Consider the following 20,425-nt stretch of genomic DNA (forward strand, 5'->3'; position numbering starts at 1 on the left):
ATATTATTTCCATAATAGACTGTAAGTAGATGGGCAGTAGTTTCTACAAAAAACGTTACTGCTAAATAAGCAATAAAGTTTTTATTATAGCTAGGCGTAAGTTTATGCCTATTTATCAATAGTACAATAAGTGTAATTAGTATTACAGTAGGCAAGAAGTAGGTTTTTAATGTCATTATTTTATTTATTAAGGCCTTTTGCTTGGGTCGCCACAGCATAGCATTTCAACTGCACCTTCGGTAGATTTCCCAAATGTTCTCGCCCCAAGTGTTGTTGAATCATAAGAGCGGAAACCTCTCGTAATTACATAACCATGGTCATCTGGGTAATTTATTTCAACAATTTTATCATTTACTGCTTCTGGGTTCTCTTTTCCAAGTAAAATAGCAATATTTAGTTGATTTGATATGTCTGTTTGAAAGTTATCAAAACAGCTATGCTGGTTAGGTAAAGTAACACCAAAGTGAATACTTACATAAACATCTGGCTCTTCTTCGTCAAATTTATCCAAAAGCCCTTGTAAAAGTTCTCTGCGCATTACAATTCTTCCAATTTTTTTAATTTGTCTTGCCGAGGAAGATTTTATTTCAACATAATCTTCAAAATCCTCAATGATTCTTTTTAAATCAAATTGATTAATTTCCCCTGTTGCAGGATTAGACGGAGTGCTTACTATCTTAGTTGCCATAATGTTAGTGGGTATTTTGTTGGTTAATATTTCACAAGCAAGAACTAATACTATTTTCTCGTTTGCCTTAGTCAAAACTAGTAAAATCGGAAACACAATTACAAATTGGTCAACAAAAGCCACCAAAAAACTTATTATTCGGTTTGACACTCTTTTTAACCAATTGATATGCTACATTCTATTTGAAATACTTAAAATTTCAGTTATAGCTTTTATCTTTGAGGAAACACTTCATTTAACAATTTAAAATCACTATGCGAAAGCTCTCCTTTATTTTGATGCTCCTTTTGGTAGCGTCTGTTTCGAGTTATGCTCAACACTCAACAGTAAAAGCTAACTATGCGTTAGCAGCCAAGTTTTCTCCCAAAAAATTAAATAAAATGATTTTCTCTACCAGTGTTGACCCTCACTGGCTAAAAAAATCTGATCGTTTTTGGTATGTTTATGAAACTACCGAAGGGAAAAAATGGTATATCGTCGACCCTGTTAAAGCTGAAAAAAAACTTCTTTTTGATAATGAAAAACTGGCGGCTGCCATCACTAAAATTGTAAAAGACCCTTTTGATGCACAACACTTGGGACTGGATAGTATGCGTTTTGTCCGTGATGAAAACTGGATTCAGTTCGAAGTAAAAAGTACGCAAGACTTAGTGGAAAAGAAAGACTCAACCACCAAAAAAGATGCTAAAATTGTCAAGGAAAAACCAAAAGTGAAAAAGGTATTTTACTTTGAATATAACCTTAACACAACTGAATTAATAGATTTAAGTGATTTTAAAAAGCCTAAGAAAAAACCTGTTTGGGCAAGTATCTCTCCAGATGGCAATACCATCATTTTCGGTAAAAAACAGAACTTGTATTTGATGGATAAACTCAATTATGAGAAAGCCCTCAAAAACGAAGAAGATAGTACCATCGTTGAAATTCAATTGACAAAAGATGGTGTAGAAAACTTTGGGTACCATCGTGAATCTCTATCTTTTGGTGACAATGAAACCAATGTTGACAAAGAGAAAAATAAAAACAAACGTAAGCCTGCTTCTATCTTCTGGAGTCCCGATAGCAAGAAATTTGTGCTTAACCGTACTGATAACAGAAAAGTAAAAGATATATGGGTAATCAACAGTGTGGCAGACCCACGACCGACGCTAGAAACTTATAAGTATTGGTTGCCTGGTGAGAAAGATAGCCCGATAGAAAATATCATTCTCTTTGATGTTGCCAGTAAAAGTCAATTAGAATTGAATGCCGATTTATTCAAAGACCAAAGTATAAGTATCTGGAATACTACACCGTTGGCCAATACCCGTGATGATGATTATCGTGCTAATGTGTGGTTGGGGACGAAAGATAAGTTCTATCTGACTCGTGCCAGCAGAGATTTAAAAAGCATTGATGTAATGGTAGCAGACGTAACGACGAACACTGTAAAGCCCATTATAGAAGAGCGAATGAATACTTATTTGGAAACTCGCAAGCTTGGTTTGGTGAATGCTAGCAAGGAATTAATTCATTGGAGTGAGAGAGACGGATGGGGACATTTTTACTTGTATGATGAAACAGGAAAATTGAAGAATCAAATAACATCGGGGGCTTTTCATACCGAAGAAATCATCGGTATTGACGAGAAAAAACGAGTGCTGTATTTCACTGCCAATAACCGCGAAAGCAACGAAGACCCTTATTATTTACACACATATCGTGTAAATTTTGATGGAACAGGCTTGAAATTGCTGAACGAAGGAAATTTTGACCATGCTTCTAGCATCAATGATAATCAGCTTTATTTTGTTGATAATTTTTCAAGGGTGAATACTACGCCTAAAGCGGTTTTATACAATACAGATGGTAAAAAGCTCTTGGATTTAGAAACTACTGACTTATCATCTTTACTATCAGCAGGTTATAAATTCCCACAAACGTTTAAAGTAAAAGCTGATGATGGCATCACTGACCTTTACGGCGTAATGTACAAGCCTTATGATTTTGATAGCACTAAGAAATACCCAATCATAGAATATGTTTATCCTGGTCCACAAACAGAAAGCGTTAATAAGTCTTTCAGTAAGGGCATGGATAGGATAGACCGTTTGGCTCAACTGGGCTTTATTGTCATTACCGTTGGTAATCGTGGAGGTAATCCTGCTCGTAGCAAATGGTATCATAATTATGGCTATGGCAACCTAAGAGACTATGGTTTAGCAGATAAAAAAGCGGCGATTGAACAGTTAACCGACAGGTTTTCGTTTATCGACATCAACAAAGTTGGTATTCATGGACATAGTGGAGGTGGTTTTATGAGTACTGCTGCGATGTTGGTCTATCCAGACTTTTTTAAAGCGGCTGTTAGCAATGCAGGGAACCATGACAATAGTATTTACAACCGTTGGTGGTCTGAAAAACACCATGGTGTAAAGGAAATTATTTCCGAAAAAAATGATACGAGTTTTGTTTATAGCATCGAAAAAAACCCTGAGATTGCTAAGAATTTGAAAGGTAAATTGTTATTAATTCACGGAGAAATAGATAACAATGTGCACCCTGCTAATACTATTCGTGTGGTAAATGCTTTGATAAAAGCCAACAAGCGTTTTGAGATGCTTACGTTACCTACGCAACGCCATGGTTTTGGAGATATGACGGAATATTTCTTCTGGAAAATGGCTGACCACTTCACTAAATATCTTTTAGATGATTTCAGTGATAGGAGTGTAGACATCGAAGAAATGAATAAAGAAATAGAACGAAAACGATAATTTCATTTTGTTAATTTTAAAATAAAGCTTTTTTAAAACTAATTCGCTGATTTTAAGGTTAAATTTGTACCGAATTTTTCGCCACGAATTGCTCAGATTTTCACCAATCGGGCGGTTCGTGGCTATTGTTGTTATTGAAGATAAGAATATGCTCGTAAAAGATTTCCTTACCCTGTATCGTGAAGATGGCTTTGTGCAGATGATTGCTGAACAAATTAAAGTACCTAAAGACTACCCTCATATTCAAATAAAGGGCTTTATTGGTAGTTTGGACGCTGTAGTTGCGTCTGCTTTGCATTTACTCAACGAAAAGCAATCTCACCTGTTTGTGCTTTCCGACCGTGAAGAAGCGGCTTACTTTATCAACGATTTACAAAATTTAGTGGGTGAAGACCGAGTACTGGCTTTTCCGATGTCTTACAAAAAGGCTTATCAATACGAGGAGGTGGATAATGCCAATGTATTGATGCGTGCTGAAGTATTGAACAAACTCAACAATAATACCGAAGGAGTATTGATTGTTACTTATCCAGAGGCCCTCTCTGAAAAAGTTATCAACAAACGTTCCCTCACTAAAAATACTTTTACCATCAATGTATCTGAGAAATTAGATACTGCTTTTTTAGGGGAAGTATTGGCTAGTTATGATTTCGAGAAAACCGATTTTGTTTACGAAGCGGGGCAATATTCTATTCGAGGAGGTATCGTAGATGTTTTTAGCTATGCCAATGATTTGCCTTATAGAATTGATTTGTTTGGTGACGAAGTAGAAAGTATCAGAACTTTCGACCCTGAGTCTCAGCTTTCTGTCGAATCTATTTCTCGCATCAATATAATTCCTGATGTACAGAATCGACTGATTCAAGAAACCCGTGAGCCTTTCTTTAATTTCTTACCTGATAATACGCGTCTTTGGTTCAAAGATGTGGAGTTGACGCTTGAAATTATCGAAAAATCTTTTGAAAAAGTAGAAGCAAATTTTCAAGAAATTATTGCCAAAAGTGGTGGTATCAAGGTTATTTCAGAGCCTAATCAATTATTCGAAACACGCAGAAGTTTCCTGAATCTGATTAAAGAATTTGGTACGATTGAATTTGGAAAAAGATTTTATTTTAAATCTGCTCATGAAAAAATTCAGTATCAGGCAAAAGTACAGCCAACCTTCAACAAAGATTTCAAAAGATTAGCTGATAATCTTCGTGAAAATCAAGCTTTTCATTATACCAATATCATTACTGCAGACTCTCCAAAACAGCTTGAACGACTAGCGACTATTTTTGATGAAATTGATAGAAATGTTCGTTTTCAGGCAATGAATATTTCTTTGAGAGAAGGGTTTATCGACCAGCAAGCTAAAATTGTTTGCTATACCGACCATCAGATTTTCGACCGTTTTCATCGTTTCAGAGAAAAAAGCAAGTATTCAAAATCAAAAGCACTGACCCTCAAAGAATTACGTTCTTTACAAGTTGGCGATTTTGTAACGCACGTCGACTATGGTATTGGTCGCTTTGCGGGTTTAGATAGGGTAATGGTAGGCGATTCAGAACAAGAAGCTATCCGATTAATCTATAAAGACAATGATGTATTGATGGTTTCGATACATTCACTTCATAAAATTGCGAAGTATTCGGGCAAAGAAGGGGGACCACCGATTATGTCGAAATTGGGCTCGCCAGAGTGGGAAAACCGCAAATCGAAAGTAAAGAAGCAAGTAAAAGACATTGCCAAAGAATTGATTTCGCTCTATGCCAAGCGTAGGATGGCACCTGGCTTTGCTTTTTCTAAAGATACTTTTATGCAAGTAGAATTGGAATCGTCTTTCCTGTACGAAGATACCCCAGACCAAGCAAAATCGACGGCTGATGTGAAAGCCGATATGGAAAAACCACACCCAATGGACAGGCTAGTTTGTGGTGATGTGGGCTTTGGTAAAACGGAAGTGGCTATTCGGGCAGCCTTTAAAGCGGTCGCTGATTCAAAACAAGTCGCTATTTTAGTACCCACTACGGTTTTGGCAATGCAACACTTTAGAACCTTCCGTGATCGTCTGGAAAAATTTCCGTGTAGAGTAGAATACATCAATCGTTTTAAGTCGGATAAACAAATCAAAGAAACTTTGAAAAGAGTAGCTTCTGGTGAAACAGATATTCTGATTGGTACGCACAGAATTGTGAATAAAGACGTGGTTTTCAAGAATTTGGGCTTGATGATTATCGATGAAGAACAAAAATTTGGTGTAAAAGTAAAAGACCGTTTGAAAGAAATGAGGGTAAATATTGATGCCCTGACGCTTACTGCAACCCCTATTCCGAGAACACTACATTTTTCATTGATGGGTGCGAGGGATTTATCTATCATTGCCACACCTCCGCCAAACCGCCAGCCAGTTACAACAGAATTACAAATATTTAGTGAAACACTCATCCGTGATGCCGTAAGTTACGAGCTAAAAAGAGGAGGACAAGTATATTTTGTGCATAACCGAGTAGGAGAGTTGGAATCTATCGCCAACCTGATTTTACGCATGGTTCCTGATGCCAAAGTGGGCGTTGCTCACGGACAAATGGAGGGTGATAAGTTGGAAAAGGCGATGATGAATTTTATCGAAGGACATTATGACGTATTAGTTTCGACCAACATTATCGAAGCTGGTCTTGATATTCCAAATGCTAATACGATTCTTATCAATCACGCTAACCATTTTGGCTTATCCGACCTCCACCAAATGCGTGGACGTGTGGGGCGTTCTAATAAAAAAGCCTTCTGTTATTTATTAACTCCTGCTCTTTCATTACTTACCTCTGAGGCTCGTAAAAGATTAAGTGCTTTAGAAGAATTCTCTGATTTGGGTGATGGTTTTAAAGTAGCCATGCGTGATTTAGATATTCGTGGGGCAGGCAATTTATTAGGAGCAGAACAAAGTGGTTTTGTCAATGATTTAGGGTATGAACTCTATCACAAGATTTTGGATGAAGCCGTTCAGGAATTAAAAGAGACGGAATTTAGGGCTTTGTTTGAAAAAGATTTAGCTGAAACGGCCGAAAAATTAAAGATTGATTGTCAGATAGAAACAGATATGCAAGTATTGATTCCTGAAAAATATGTATCAAGTATTTCTGAAAGACTTTCGCTGTATACGCAACTGGATGACATGAAAGATGAGGAGGAATTATTGAAATTTGAAGCCATGATTACCGACCGTTTTGGGCCTATTCCTTCACAAATGTCTGACTTAATTGAAATTGTGCGTGTGCGATGGATTGCCGAATCATTAGGAATGGAAAAAATATTATTGAAAAGTAATAATTTGAAATGTTATTTCGTTCCCTCTGAGAATGAAAAGTATTATAAATCAGCAGTTTTCGGCAAGGTTCTTGAATATGTTAAACAACATTCAAGAAAGTGTTCATTGAAAGAAGTAAAAGGTAAGCTGATGTTGTATTTCGATAAGGTTACGTCAATCGAAGAATTTAAATGGATTTTAAAAGAAATTGCTAAATAATAAAGTTTAATATTCTTTATATGTGGCTTTTTATTCGTAATATTCCATTTGTAATCATAAGAATTAATATTCTTTGAATATAAAACCCGCAGAATTTAGACTGTTTAGCTTAAATTTGTAGTCTTTTCTGTAAATTGCATCTTTCCTAACTCAGGACATTACTAGTTTTAAAATTATTCTTATCACGACAATCAAATTAATTAACAGATGAAGTTGTCTCTCAAATTAATGACTATTCTTGTAGCAAGCCTTGCATTGGCAAGTTCTTGTAAATCAAAGAAGTCAACGAGTGTAAAAATAGGCAAGAAAAGTACTGCTACTGGTATTGCTTATAACAAAAAAGGAGGTTTTCAGATTGATAAATCCTTCAAAGGTCAACAAACGGGTCCGAACTTAGTATTTGTAGAAGGCGGACGTTTTACGATGGGGGCTTTAGAAGAGGATGTTATCAATTCAAGAGATAACTTAGAAAGAACCGTTTCTGTACAGTCATTTTACATGGATGAAACAGAAATTGGAAACGTTCACTATCTTGAATATTTGAATTCGGTCATGAAAGACTCTTCTCAAGAATTCTATGAATCAGCATTGCCTGATACATTGGTTTGGAAAGATGAATTAGCTTTTAACGACTCTTATGTAGAACAATATTTACGTTATCCCGGCTTCCGTATGTACCCCGTTGTGGGTGTAACATGGGTACAGGCTTCTGATTACTGTACTTGGAGAACCGCTGCCGTTAACAACGACATTGCGATGAAAAGCCAGAAGAAGAAAAAAGGTAAAAAAGGTGCCGAAAGTAGAACATCTCCTGCTTTCTCTGCTGGTCAGCGTTTACCTATTGAATCTGGAAAAGTATTACCAGCTTATCGTCTTCCAACTGAAGCAGAATGGGAATATGCTGCTAAGGCTATGATAGGTACGCAGTATGAAGATGAGAACCAAACTAACCAAAGAATTTATCCTTGGGATGGGCCAAACATGCGTGCTTCACAAGGTAAGAAAAAAGGTTCTATGTTAGCTAACTTCAAACGTGGACGTGGTGACTATGCTGGTATCGCTGGTAAATCAAACGATGGTGCTATCATTACTACTGAAGTCTATACTTATCCACCAAACGATTTTGGTTTATACCAAATGGCTGGTAACGTAAACGAGTGGGTATATGACTTATACCGTCCGTTATCTTATGAAGATTTCAACGATTTGAACCCAATCCGTAGAAATGATTATCTAGATGTGGCTAAAAATTACGATAGAAAGAACAACAACTCGTTAGTAGACAATAAATCAAGAGTTTACAAAGGTGGTTCATGGGCAGATGTAGCTTATTGGTTAGCACCGGGAACACGTAGATTTATTGATCAAGATTCTTCTACGTCAACGATTGGTTTTAGATGTGCTATGATTAGAGCAGGATCTAATAAATAATATTTTTACCCATTAGGAGGGCGGCAGAATTTGATTCTGTCGCCTTTTTTTATGCCATTGCTAGGGTGAGTATGGAAATATCCTTTATATCGAATTCTTGCAGGCTTAAAACGCATGATCCAAGGGTTGCACCTGTTGTTAAGGTATCGTCAACTACTACTACTTTTTTTCCTTTTAAATATTCCTGATGTTTAACAGCAAATACGTTGTCCATATTTTGGTATCGCTCTAATCTTGATTTGGTTACTTGCGAGGTTGTGTTAGTTGCTCTTACTAAAATATCATCTCGCCATTCAATATTTAGGCTTTCGGATAATCCTTTCGCAAAACAATCTGACTGATTATACCCCCTGCTAATTAACCTTTTTTTATGCAATGGCACTGGAATAATCAAATCAAAAGCTTCTTCAAAACCATTTTCTCTCAGTTCCGCTCCGTACCATCTTCCTAGCATTTCGCCTACTTCTTGATTACCCTTATATTTTAGCTCATGCATCAAGCGTTGAACTTTGCCTCCCTTTATAAATTTTAAATAGCTCATGACATGTTTAAGCTCCACTTTCCCCAAAAATTTCTGCATCAATACATTATCGTTTTCAAGGTGCAAATTCGTCTTCGGTAAATCGAATCTACAATGTGTACAAATTACAGCTTCGTTCAGTTGGAGGGGCTCTAAACAAGCTGAACAAATTCTAGGAAAAATTAAGTCTATAAATGCATTGAACATGATTTAAGCAATGTTGTTAAGGTTAGAAACTGATTACAATTTTTTCTTTGTATTTTGCATACAATTTAACATCAATCAAACAATAATCATGAGTTTAGTCGCAGAATTTAATGAGTATAGAAGCAGGATGAACGATAAAATCTTGTCTTCTGATAATAAAGTAATTAAAAGAATTTTCAATCTGGATACCAATACTTACGCAGAAGGAGCCTTATCTGAAAAGACAAAAGAGATGATGGGATTGTCGTGTTCGATGGTTTTGCGTTGTGATGACTGTATCAAATATCACCTCGGAAAATGTTTTGAGCTAGGTGTGACTGATGCGGAAATGCAAGAGATTTTTTCTGTGGCTACCTTAATCGGTGGCACAATTGTTATTCCACATTTGCGTAGAGCAGTTGAATATTGGGAAGAACTTCAAAGTGCGGAGTAGAGAGTTTTGAGTGAAGAGTTGTGAATGTTGAATATTTTATGAAGATGAAGATATGTTTATACAAAAATCACTCATTCACAATTCACTAACTCACAATTAAATAAAAGCTTACAGCTAAATAAAAAATATGGAAATAGAGAATCTGACCCAGCAATGGGATATCTTATTAGATAAATTAGAACAAGCGCTTGGAAAAAAACCTGCTGATTTGAATGCAGTGCTTTTCTTGATTGGCGTTCAAGAATTAGGGAAAGGACATCAGTTTTTTACCAAGGAACAAAAGCAAGACTTAATGCACATTGCTATTTGCAAAGTACTTAGCTACAGTGGTATTTATGAATTAGAAGGCACTGATCAAGACGGTTGGCCACATTGGAAATTGATTCAGCCTTTGCCTTTTGTAAATGTAATCGAACAAGAAAAATTATTGAAAGCTCAAGTTATAGAATATTTTGAACGAGAAGTATTTGTATGAAAATCATCACTTATAATGTCAATGGCATTCGTGCCGCCATGAACAAAGGCTTTATCGATTGGTTGAAGGCAAGCAATCCAGACATGATTTGCTTGCAAGAAATCAAAGCTGAAGAACACGAAATTGATAAACTTGTTTTTGAAGACTTGGGCTATCATGTTTATTGGTTTCCAGCCGAAAAAAAAGGGTATAGTGGGGTAGCTATCCTTACCAAGTTCAAACCAAACAACATTGATTTTGGTTGTGGTTTGCCAGACTATGACCGAGAAGGAAGAGTACTTCGTACTGATTTCGACACGTTTTCATTGATGTCTGTTTATATGCCTTCGGGTACTAGTGGCGACGAACGTCAGGGTTTTAAAATGAAGTGGCTAGATGATTTTTATGGTTATACTGATGACCTTAAAAAGTCAATTCCCAACCTTATTATTTCTGGCGACTATAATATTTGTCATCATCCGATTGATATTCACAATCCTAAATCTAATGCAAACAGTTCAGGTTTTTTGCCTGAAGAAAGGGCATGGGTAACTAAATTTTTGGATAATGGATTTATAGATACTTTTAGACATTTTAATAAAGAGCCACATAACTACACTTGGTGGAGCTATAGAGCAGGAGCAAGGGGCAAGAATTTGGGTTGGCGTATTGATTATCATTGTGCCACTGAAAGCATGACAGACCGCTTGATTCGTTCGGCTATTTTACCAGAAGCAAAGCATTCAGACCATTGTCCAGTGTTATTAGAAATCGCTATTTAATAGATAGGCGAATCAAGCAAGAGAGTATCCCAATGTTTGATTCGCTTTTTTATTATTAATTAATTTATCACAATTCTACATTTCATTACTTCTTTTTCGTTAGGTATTAAATATTTCATGAGAATCTTCAGGATTAAACCTTAACAATATGACTACTTCACCCATCGCAACCTTACTTATGCGGATTGAAGAATACAAGCAAAAGTATTATCTCAATCGACTTATCAAAGGCAGTATTTTTTCAGCGGCAGTTATCTTGTCCGCTTTTTTGGTTTTTAACGTCCTTGAATATTTCGGTCATTTCGGCACTACTTTCCGCACGATTTTATTCTTTTCTTTCTTGTTGGCCTTCTTGATTTCGTGTATTTTTTGGGTGATTAAACCCTTGGTGTTTTTATACGGAAAACAGAAACCGCTTTCGAATGAACAAGCTGCCGACCAAATTGGAAAGTACTTCCCAGAAGTAGGTGACAAGCTAATTAATACCCTACAGCTTACCCGAAACATTGATAAAGAACAAAACGAATTGTTGATTGCTTCTATCAAACAGAAGTCACAACAATTGGGCATTGTGAAATTTACGGATGCTATCAAGATAAAAGATAATAAAAAATACGTGAAGTTTGCGGCCTTTCCTGCTATTCTAATAGTAGGTATCTTGATGCTATATCCTTCATTTTTCTCAAAAAGCACTGAAAGGATTGTCAACTTCAAAAACGAATACCAAGAAGAAGCTCCTTTTAATTTCCTGCTTGAAAACAGCAATCTACAGGCTTTTAAAAATGAAGATTTTACCCTGAATCTTAGCTTACAAGGCAATACGATTCCTGATGCTGTGTATGTGGTTTATAACGACAGAAAGCTAAAAATGGAAACGACAGATAAGCGTCATTATACCTACACTTTTTCTAAAATTCAAAATAGTTTCGATTTCCAGTTTGAGGCTGCTGGTTTCAAATCTGGTCAATATGAAGTAGAAATGGTCAACAAACCAAGTTTGGCTTTCTTTGATGTGAATGTAAACTATCCTGCTTATTTGAATAAACCTGATGAATCTTTTAAAAATGTTGGCAACCTCACTGTTCCAGAAGGTACGGCTATCGAATGGGATTTTAATGTTACCAATACCGATTCTATTTCGATGGTTTTTGAAGGGGATAAAAACACTTACCATGCCGATAAAAAACTATTAGGTGGCGGTTTTGACTTTAATAAAAAAGTAAAAGCTTCTGGTACTTATAAAGTGTTTTTGAAAAATAAATATGCGTCTAATGCTGAAGGCATCAGCTTTTATTTAAATGTTATTCCTGATAAATATCCGCAATTAAGTTTAGAGCAATACAAAGATTCTACGCTTTATAATTTAATCGTTTTAGGTGGAAATATTGCCGATGATTATGGAATCAGCCGCTTGGCTATTTTTTATAAAGTACTCAGGAATGGGCAGAACAATCAACAAAATTATGCTAGTTTGGGTCTGCCAGTAAATCCTAATCAGGCTATTCAAAGTTTTTATAAACAATGGAATTTGGATAGTTTAAAACTGAATCCTTCGGATAGAGTAGAATATTATGTGCAGGTTTGGGATAACGATGGTGTCAATGGTGCCAAGTCTACTCGTTCACAAGTCATGAATTATGCCATTCCTGACAAGCAAGCTATCGATAATCAAATTGAAAACTCTGTTGATAAAACGCAAGCCCAATTAGAAAAGACTTTCGAGAAAGCACAGAAACTGCGTAAAGAAATTGCAGCTTTGGAAAATCGTTTGAAAAACAAAAAGGAGTTAGATTATCAAGACAAGAAATTGGCGGAAGAATTGATTAAAAAGAAAGCCGAGTTGATGAATGAAATCAAAAATCTGCAAGACGCCAATAAAGATTTGAATGATAAGCAACAGCGATTCAATGAACAGAAGCCAGAAAATCAACAGAAAATGGAAGCGCTCCAGAAAATGATGAATGATTTGATGGACCCTGAAACTCAGAAGTTATATGAAGAATTGAAAAAAATGCTTGAACAAAATCCTGATGATAATAAAATGCTTGAACAAATGGATAAGCTCAAAAACAAAGAGCGTAACATGGAAAAAGAATTGGAACGTATGCAGGAGTTATTTAAGAAATTACAATTAGAACAAAAGTTGGATAAGAGTATTAAGGATTTAGAAGACCAAGCTAATCAACAAGAAAAACTTGCTGAGAAAAACGAAGCCTTAGATAAGAATAATAAAACTGATGCTGATAAGCAAAAGGAAGCTGACGCCAATAAAAAAGAGCAAGAAAAACTGAGCAAGGCTTTTGAAGAGGTAAAGAAAGATTTGAAGGAAGCTGAAAAGATTAATAAAGAAATGAAAAATGCTGAACCTATGGACATGGGTAAAGAACAGCAAGAAGCTATTTCTCAAGATCAAAAAGAAGCAGAAGAAAAATCTGAGAAGGGGGATAACAAGGGTGCTTCTCAAAAACAAAAGCAAGCGGCCAAACAAATGAAGAATTTGGCTCAGCAATTAGCCAAGGAAAAACAAGAACAGGAGATGAAACAAAACGAAGAGAATATGGATGACCTTCGTGATATTCTTGAAAATCTTGTGAAGATTTCATTGAACCAAGAAAAGTTGATGAAAGACTTTAGAGGTATGAATCCTTCAGATCCTAGATTCATAAAACTTTCGCAAGAGCAAATAAAGATACAGGATGATGCAAAAGTGATTGAAGATAGTTTATATGCTTTATCAAAAAGGGTATTACAGATTGAATCTTTCGTAACCCGTGAGATGAGTAATATGAAAGGTTTTATGGCTGAAGCTTCAAAACTTATCAAAGATAGAAAGTTACCCATGACCACATCGAAGCAACAATTTGCGATGACATCCATGAATAACCTTGCTTTATTGCTTTCTGATGTATTGAAACAAATGCAGCAAAATCAGCAAATGATGATGCAGAGTGCGGGGAAAGGGAAAACAAAAAGCAAAGGAAAAGGAAAAAGCCTAAGTGAAAGCCAAAAGGAATTGAACCAGCAAATGCAACAGACCATGCAAAAAGGTGAGAAAGGGCAAGGGGGCGTTTCGGAACAATTAGCTAAAATGGCCAGAGAACAAGCTCAAATCAGAAAGATGCTTCAAGAGTTTTTGGATAATAACAAAGGAACTGATAAAGGCAAAGGCTTGGGAAATGAAATAAAAGAGATGATGAAGAAAATGGAAGAAAGCGAAACAGACTTGGTAAATAAACGCTTGAATCCAAATTTGATGAAACGTCAACAAGAATTATTAACTCGTTTGCTTGAATCAGAGAAAGCCATGCAAGAACAAGAAGAGGAGCAAAAACGCAAAGCGGAGTCTGCCCGACAAGATTTAGCAAGGAAGGTTCCTCCACAGTTTCAGCAATACGTCAAAGACAAACAAAAGCAAACAGAGTTGTTGCGTACTGTACCCCCCAACTTGAATCAGTATTATAAACAACAAGTTGATAATTACTTCAAACAAATTAATTAATGTAAACGGGTCTTGGATTTTATCTGAGACCCGTTTCTTTTTTCCTCTAGTACTTTATCTCTGCCTTTCTGTAGATTTCCTTCTTCCTCTCTAAGTAGCTGATATTCACAAGCTGAATTTTATATTGTATCTTTGTGAACGAATTATTTCAAACTTAATAATGTTATTACACAATGATTGTTTTTTTCAACGAGGATATTGATTTTAAATTTAGCCAGAAAAATCAGTTAAAAGCTTGGTTAAAAAAAGTGGCTGAATTAGAGGGCTTTAAGGTAGGAGACCTCAACTATATATTTTGTTCGGATGAGTATCTTCATAAAATCAATGTTGAGTATTTAGACCACGATACCTATACCGACATTATTACCTTTGATAATTCGGAGGAAGAAGAAATGATTGAGGGTGATATTTTTGTAAGTATTGAAAGGGTAAAAGAGAATTCTCAAGAATTAAAAACCGAGTTTCTTGATGAATTTAAGCGTGTGCTAGTTCACGGACTTTTACATCTTTGTGGTTATGATGATCATTCCGACGAAGACGAAGCACAAATGAGAGAGATTGAAAGCAAATATATTTCAATTTTCAATAGTTAAATTTTCACATTTTATTCAAACACTCCACGTGGAACACTTGTAAAAAATACGTGTTTTTTACGTCCTGTTAAAAACCTTCAGAATCATACTTATTTAGTTTTAAATAAACATTAAGATGGCTAAAGTATTTCTTTATAGATAAAAATATACAAAGCTATAGTATTACTTGAACAAGGTGTCGTTAGTAGATTAAGAAGAAATGGGTCTAAAGGTGCATGCTCTAAATAATCATTATTAAATAACAAAAAGGATATTCGAGATAATATAAGATTGATTAAAGCTATAAAATGGTATAGGGTGAGAAAATAAGTAAGCATTAGATATGTTTCACAGGCTTATGAAAAAGAGGATTTAATATTCGGTATCCTAAGCCCTTAGTAACAAAAATAAGAGGTTATAATAATTATCTTAAACAGCATACTATTTGCCATTCTTAGAGAAAATAAAACAAGAAGATAAAAATAAGTGTAATAGTAGATTCAAATATCAATTAATAATATGTACAAAGAATATGATGTTATCGTAGTAGGAGCAGGTCATGCTGGTTGTGAAGCCGCTCACGCAGCAGCAACGATGGGCTCGAAGGTATTACTCATTACGATGAATATGAATACCATAGCTCAAATGTCTTGTAATCCAGCCATGGGTGGTGTGGCCAAAGGACAAATTGTGCGTGAAGTGGATGCTTTGGGTGGTATGTCAGGAATTATTTCTGATAAAACCATGATACAATTTAGGATGCTAAATCGTTCCAAAGGCCCAGCGATGTGGTCACCGAGATGTCAATCGGATAGAATGAGGTTTGCTGAAGAATGGCGTTTGGCTTTGGAAAGAAACACTAATGTGGATTTTTGGCAGGAAATGGTTTCTGGTCTGTTAGTGGAAGATAATAAAGTAGTAGGTGTAAAAACACAATTAGGCATTGAGTTCAAAGCTAAATCTGTTGTATTAACCAATGGAACATTCTTGAATGGATTGATTCATATTGGCGAAAAAAACTTTGGTGGCGGTAGAACAGCCGAAGGAAAAGCAACGGGTATTACCGAACAATTGGTACAATTGGGCTTTGAAGCAGGTAGAATGAAAACAGGTACGCCACCAAGAGTAGATGGTAGAAGCTTGGATTATACTAAAATGGAAGAACAAAAAGGAGATGAAAATCCAAGTAAGTTTTCTTATTTAGATACACCTTCTTTAACCGAACAAAGGAGCTGTTGGATTACTTATACCAATCAAGAAGTACATGATGTATTAAAAACAGGTTTTGAAAAATCACCGATGTTTGCTGGTAGAATAAAAGGATTAGGACCAAGATACTGTCCTTCGGTGGAAGATAAAATTAATCGTTTTGCTGATAAAGACAGACATCAAATCTTTGTAGAACCAGAAGGCTGGAATACTGTGGAAGTTTATGTGAATGGTTTTTCAACATCATTACCCGAAGATGTACAGTACGAAGCATTGAAAAAGATTCCTGGTTTTGAAAACGTAAGAATGTTCCGTCCTGGCTATGCGATAGAATATGATTTCTTTCCGCCTACACAATTGAAGCAAACATTAGAAACTAAGTTGATTCAGCATTTATTCTTTGCAGGACAGATAAATGGAACAACTGGTTACGAAGAGGCGGCATGTCAAGGTTTAATGGCAGGGATAAATGCCCACCAAAGAGCACAAGACTTACCAGAGTTTACTTTATCTCGTTCAGAGGCTTATATCGGTGTCTTAATTGACGATTTAATTAATAAAGGTACTGAAGAGCCATATAGAATGTTTACGTCAAGAGCAGAATACAGAACATTGCTGAGACAAGACAATGCTGATATTCGCTTAACAGAAAGAGGTCATTCAATTGGGTTGGCTTCAGATGAAAGATTGAATAACGTTAATAACAAGAAAGAACAAACGGCAGTATTAATTAATGGTATGAAATCATTGAAAGTAAAACCTGAAGAAGTAAATCCTGTTTTGGAAACAATTGGTACGGCATTGTTAAGAGAAGGAACGCCAATCATTAATTTATTGAAACGTCCTGATATTGATGTTCAAAAGTTAAAAACATTATCTCCAGAAGTAGCAGCTTATTTAGCTAATTTCAAAGATGAAATTTTGGAACAAGCTGAAATCAATGTGAAATATGAAAGCTACATTGAAAAAGAGCAAGTAATGGTTAATAAACTATTGAAATTTGAAAACCTTAAGATTCCAGCAAGTTTTGATTATGCTAACTTAAAGGCTATTTCAAATGAAGGTCGACAAAAACTAGCAAAGATAAGACCTGCCACTATTGGTCAAGCTTCAAGAATTAGCGGTGTATCGCCTTCTGATGTTTCTGTACTGATGCTTTATATGGACAGATAAATAGTGATAATAATAAATACAAAAGACTTGTAAGCAATGGTTATCGCAAACCAAAACCTTACAAGTCTTTTTTGTACCTTTGTGAAAATTAACAACCATGGAAAAAATAAGCACTTGCCCAATCTGTAAACAAAGTTCATTTAGTAATTACCTTACTGTTAAAGATTACACGGTAAGCCAAGAAACATTCGAAATCGTCAATTGTAATACTTGTGGTTTTAAATTCACCAATCCTCGTCCTGAGATAGATAAAATAGGCGCATATTATAAAGCTGAATCTTATATTTCGCATACTAATACTTCTAAAGGACTTATCGCTAAAATTTATCATTCTGTTAGGAAATATACACTAAAAGGTAAATTAGAATTAGTTAATAAACTGTATCCTGCAAAAGGCAAGTTGTTAGATGTAGGTTGTGGAACGGGTATGTTTTTGAATGTATGCAAAGAAAATGGTTGGAAAGTATTTGGTATTGAGCCAGACGATGACGCAAGGGCAATTGCAGAACAAATTAATCAGTCTACTATCAAAACGGATGTGTTGAGTTCATTCCAAGATGAGCAATTTAACATCATTTCACTATGGCATGTATTAGAACATGTGCATCAATTAAATGAAACGATTGATTGGCTCTATGAAAGGCTATCAGTAAATGGTTCGCTCATTATAGCTGTTCCTAATCATGAATCAGAAGATGCTGCTATTTATGGCAATAAATGGGCAGCCTATGATGTTCCAAGACATTTGTATCATTTCTCACAGAAGACAATAAAGCAACTTTTTGAACAACATAACTTCCGTTTGGAAGAAACCCTCCCTATGAAGTTTGATTCCTTCTATGTTTCGATGTTGAGTACTAAGTATCAAACGGGGAAAATCAACTATTTCAAAGCCTTTGTAGATGGTTTGAAGTCTAATATCAAAGCAGAGAGTAATCAACAGAATTATTCAAGCTTAATTTACATATTTAAGAAGAATTAACATTTTTCAGACACTTTTCCACAACCCTCAGAGTTTAACAAACACTGAGGGTTTCTTTTTGTAAAATGGTCAACATTTCTATAAACCAATTTTTTTAAGCAATTTTGGGTTAAGTAATAGGAGTTTTCCAGAATTTAAGCCAATGGCATTTATTTTATCCACAAAGTTTTCAACATATTAACATGAAAGTGAAGAATTTAGTCTTGATAAGTTTTCTTAGTTTTATACTCATCGAAATCCTCTTTAGCTGTGCACAAATCGTAGCACCGACTGGTGGCAAAAAAGATACATTAGCTCCCGTTATCGTTAAAACATTTCCGAATAATCAAGCTACCAATTTTTCAGGAAAATTGATTCAATTAGAATTTAATGAATATGTAACGGTGGATAATATCCAACAGCAATTATTGATTACACCAAATATTGAAGGGGCTTATCAAACCAAACCTTTGCCTAAAGGTGTAAGACTCACTTTCGATAAACCCTTCAAACCAAATACTACTTATAGTTTAAATTTCAGAAATGCCATTAAGGATATTACTGAAAGGAACATTGCTAAAAATATAAGATTGGTTTTCAGTACAGGAAAAATTATTGATTCATTGATTGTAAGCGGTAAAGTATTTAATCCACAAATCAATAAACCTGTTTTAGATATGACTGTCGGTTTATATACCTATTCGGATACATTGAATCCTAAAAAAGAAAAACCTTATTACTTTACAAAGACAGATAGCTCGGGAGTTTTCAAAATTGAAAATGTGGCTTCGGGTAAATACAGAATTTATGCCATTGCCGATGCCAATAATAATTTACTATATGAAGAAGCCAAAGAATTGATGGGTTTTGTAAAAGATACTATCGACTTAAAAAGTAATTTATCGAACCTAGAAATCAATATGGCTAAGATGGATAAAAGTCCAAACAAAGTAGCTAAAACCAGAAATACTGCAAACTACTATTATATAGAATATAGTAAAGGGATAAAAAATGTAAAAATTGATTTTTTAGGAAGAAAAGATACGTTGGCTTATCAACAAATTGACAGTAAAAACCTTAGAATATATAATACTATTAACAATTCTACCGATACTGTAAAAGTAAAAGTATCAGTTACGGATTCATTAGATAGGGTATTTACACATGACCAAAAAATCAAATTTAGGGTAAAAGGTAAAAAAGATGAAAGTGTGAAGGAGGAGTTTAGTACGAAAATAGCGCCTACTAATAATGAGGATATAGATTTAAAAGAAGTGGGTTATACTATCAACTTTACAAAACCTATTATTCAATATGATATTAGTAAAATCGAAATCATGAATGATACCCTTATTAGGATACCTATTACAGAAAAAGACATTACATGGAGCCAAGGAAAAACGAAATTGCATATTCAGAAAAATGATAAAAAACCAAAGGAATTTGTAAGAGTCCGTATCCCAAAAGGAACATTCATTTCCCTCGAAAATGATACTACCTCAAACATTGAAAGTTTTCATCCAATCAGAGATCCTGAGAATTATGGTATCATCGAAGGCGAAGTTAAGAACCCCAACAAAAAGCATTTTATCATTCAATTATTGAATGAACGAAATGAGGTAGTTCAAAAAGTGGACAACATATTGAAATACGAATTTGCCTTTCTTAAAGCGGGTATTTATTATGTAAGATTGATTGTGGATGAAAATCAGAATTCTCGTTGGGATGAAGGCGACTGGCAGACCAATACACTACCAGAAAAAATAATCTATAATCCGAACAAGATTAAATTGAAACAAAATTTCGTTCTATCTGGAAATGACTTTACAATTGACTAAATATCAAAAAATGGTCAACCTTCTGTGGATAAGTCGTGAAATAGGGCAAATAGCCTTTCAAAAAAGTGGAAAAGTAGGGGTTTTATACCCCTTATTTTTGTGGATAGAAATAGAGGTATTGTGGAAACAAAAAATGGACATTTGGAAACGTGGAAAACTATCGATTTAATCCATATTTTTATGACAAGTTAACAACATAAAAACTCATTGTGAATAATGTTGAGAAAAAGTTAAAAGTTATACACAAATATGTGGATTAAAATTAATGATATTGTAAATCAATTAGTTATGTGTTGATAAGTATGTTTTTTATGTTAATAAAAAAACTGATATTAACAATTATCTGTGAAAATAATGTTTCACAATACTCATCCACATATCCACAGTATAATAGAAG

At 35.0% G+C, this 20,425-nt stretch carries 14 protein-coding genes; 12 read left to right on the forward strand and 2 right to left on the reverse strand.

The features are described from left to right. Positions 1–187: 187 nt before the first annotated feature. Positions 188–688: a hypothetical protein gene (locus AC07XN_RS14755; RefSeq protein ID WP_494743627.1), complete on the reverse strand. Its 501-nt coding sequence runs from the start codon at positions 686–688 to the stop codon at positions 188–190. A 254-nt stretch (positions 689–942) separates the two neighbouring features. Between AC07XN_RS14755 and AC07XN_RS14760 the strand changes: the two genes are divergently transcribed. From AC07XN_RS14760 to gldJ, 3 genes are all read left to right on the forward strand, one after another. Continuing rightward, a complete protein-coding gene (locus AC07XN_RS14760) occupies positions 943–3,444 on the forward strand; it encodes a S9 family peptidase (protein WP_494743628.1) in 2,502 nt (833 codons plus the stop codon). A gap of 148 nt (positions 3,445–3,592) precedes the next feature. Further along, positions 3,593–6,949 carry a transcription-repair coupling factor gene (gene mfd, locus AC07XN_RS14765; RefSeq protein WP_494743639.1) on the forward strand — a complete coding sequence of 1,119 codons (3,357 nt, stop codon included), beginning with the start codon at positions 3,593–3,595 and terminating at the stop codon, positions 6,947–6,949. A gap of 228 nt (positions 6,950–7,177) precedes the next feature. Continuing rightward, a complete protein-coding gene (gldJ, locus tag AC07XN_RS14770) occupies positions 7,178–8,380 on the forward strand; it encodes a gliding motility lipoprotein GldJ (RefSeq protein WP_494743629.1) in 1,203 nt (400 codons plus the stop codon). 49 nt (positions 8,381–8,429) lie between these two features. On the opposite strand, the gene AC07XN_RS14775 is transcribed toward gldJ, so the two are convergent. After that, positions 8,430–9,107 carry a ComF family protein gene (locus AC07XN_RS14775; RefSeq protein ID WP_494743630.1) on the reverse strand — a complete coding sequence of 226 codons (678 nt, stop codon included), beginning with the start codon at positions 9,105–9,107 and terminating at the stop codon, positions 8,430–8,432. 88 nt (positions 9,108–9,195) lie between these two features. Between AC07XN_RS14775 and AC07XN_RS14780 the strand changes: the two genes are divergently transcribed. The 9 genes from AC07XN_RS14780 to AC07XN_RS14820 all read left to right on the forward strand — a co-directional run bounded on the left by AC07XN_RS14780 (position 9,196) and on the right by AC07XN_RS14820 (position 20,197). After that, positions 9,196–9,540 (forward strand): carboxymuconolactone decarboxylase family protein, encoded by a 345-nt coding sequence (locus tag AC07XN_RS14780; RefSeq protein ID WP_494743631.1) that lies wholly within the window; start codon positions 9,196–9,198, stop codon positions 9,538–9,540. A gap of 127 nt (positions 9,541–9,667) precedes the next feature. Next, positions 9,668–10,015, forward strand: coding sequence for a hypothetical protein (locus tag AC07XN_RS14785; protein ID WP_494743632.1), 348 nt, complete (start codon positions 9,668–9,670; stop codon positions 10,013–10,015). Then, positions 10,012–10,776 (forward strand): exodeoxyribonuclease III, encoded by a 765-nt coding sequence (locus AC07XN_RS14790; RefSeq protein WP_494743633.1) that lies wholly within the window; start codon positions 10,012–10,014, stop codon positions 10,774–10,776. Before AC07XN_RS14785 ends, AC07XN_RS14790 begins: the two co-directional genes overlap by 4 nt. A 148-nt stretch (positions 10,777–10,924) precedes the next feature. Next, positions 10,925–14,275, forward strand: coding sequence for a DUF4175 family protein (locus AC07XN_RS14795; RefSeq protein ID WP_494743634.1), 3,351 nt, complete (start codon positions 10,925–10,927; stop codon positions 14,273–14,275). A 173-nt stretch (positions 14,276–14,448) separates the two neighbouring features. Continuing rightward, on the forward strand, positions 14,449–14,868 hold the full coding sequence (gene ybeY / locus AC07XN_RS14800; RefSeq protein WP_309923586.1) for an rRNA maturation RNase YbeY: 420 nt from the start codon (positions 14,449–14,451) through the stop codon (positions 14,866–14,868). Positions 14,869–15,366: 498 nt separating this feature from the next. After that, on the forward strand, positions 15,367–17,229 hold the full coding sequence (gene mnmG, locus AC07XN_RS14805) for a tRNA uridine-5-carboxymethylaminomethyl(34) synthesis enzyme MnmG (protein ID WP_494743635.1): 1,863 nt from the start codon (positions 15,367–15,369) through the stop codon (positions 17,227–17,229). 97 nt (positions 17,230–17,326) lie between these two features. Then, positions 17,327–18,211, forward strand: a complete 885-nt coding sequence (locus AC07XN_RS14810; RefSeq protein WP_494743636.1) for a class I SAM-dependent methyltransferase — start codon at positions 17,327–17,329, stop codon at positions 18,209–18,211. Between the two features lie 182 nt (positions 18,212–18,393). Next, the gene (locus AC07XN_RS14815) at positions 18,394–20,028 is read left to right on the forward strand and encodes an Ig-like domain-containing domain (protein ID WP_494743637.1); all 1,635 of its coding nucleotides are present in this window, start codon (positions 18,394–18,396) and stop codon (positions 20,026–20,028) included. A 10-nt stretch (positions 20,029–20,038) separates the two neighbouring features. Next, complete coding sequence (locus AC07XN_RS14820) at positions 20,039–20,197, forward strand: hypothetical protein (RefSeq protein ID WP_494743638.1); 159 nt, start codon at positions 20,039–20,041, stop codon at positions 20,195–20,197. Positions 20,198–20,425 lie beyond the last annotated feature (228 nt).

This window comes from Arcicella sp. GW458-12-2-14-TSB2 (assembly GCF_059423785.1).

Bases quoted from the DNA above. Each gene is read 5' to 3' on its own strand.
- gldJ (WP_494743629.1), top strand. From the start codon at position 7,178: ATGACTATTCTTGTAGCAAGCCTTGCATTGGCAAGTTCTTGTAAATCA.
- AC07XN_RS14795 (WP_494743634.1), top strand. From the start codon at position 10,925: ATGACTACTTCACCCATCGCAACCTTACTTATGCGGATTGAAGAATAC.
- AC07XN_RS14820 (WP_494743638.1), top strand. From the start codon at position 20,039: ATGGTCAACCTTCTGTGGATAAGTCGTGAAATAGGGCAAATAGCCTTT.
- AC07XN_RS14810 (WP_494743636.1), top strand. From the start codon at position 17,327: ATGGAAAAAATAAGCACTTGCCCAATCTGTAAACAAAGTTCATTTAGT.
- AC07XN_RS14790 (WP_494743633.1), top strand. From the start codon at position 10,012: ATGAAAATCATCACTTATAATGTCAATGGCATTCGTGCCGCCATGAAC.
- AC07XN_RS14780 (WP_494743631.1), top strand. From the start codon at position 9,196: ATGAGTTTAGTCGCAGAATTTAATGAGTATAGAAGCAGGATGAACGAT.
- mnmG (WP_494743635.1), top strand. From the start codon at position 15,367: ATGTACAAAGAATATGATGTTATCGTAGTAGGAGCAGGTCATGCTGGT.
- AC07XN_RS14785 (WP_494743632.1), top strand. From the start codon at position 9,668: ATGGAAATAGAGAATCTGACCCAGCAATGGGATATCTTATTAGATAAA.
- AC07XN_RS14775 (WP_494743630.1), bottom strand. From the start codon at position 9,107: ATGTTCAATGCATTTATAGACTTAATTTTTCCTAGAATTTGTTCAGCT.
- AC07XN_RS14815 (WP_494743637.1), top strand. From the start codon at position 18,394: ATGAAAGTGAAGAATTTAGTCTTGATAAGTTTTCTTAGTTTTATACTC.
- AC07XN_RS14755 (WP_494743627.1), bottom strand. From the start codon at position 688: ATGGCAACTAAGATAGTAAGCACTCCGTCTAATCCTGCAACAGGGGAA.
- mfd (WP_494743639.1), top strand. From the start codon at position 3,593: ATGCTCGTAAAAGATTTCCTTACCCTGTATCGTGAAGATGGCTTTGTG.
- ybeY (WP_309923586.1), top strand. From the start codon at position 14,449: ATGATTGTTTTTTTCAACGAGGATATTGATTTTAAATTTAGCCAGAAA.
- AC07XN_RS14760 (WP_494743628.1), top strand. From the start codon at position 943: ATGCGAAAGCTCTCCTTTATTTTGATGCTCCTTTTGGTAGCGTCTGTT.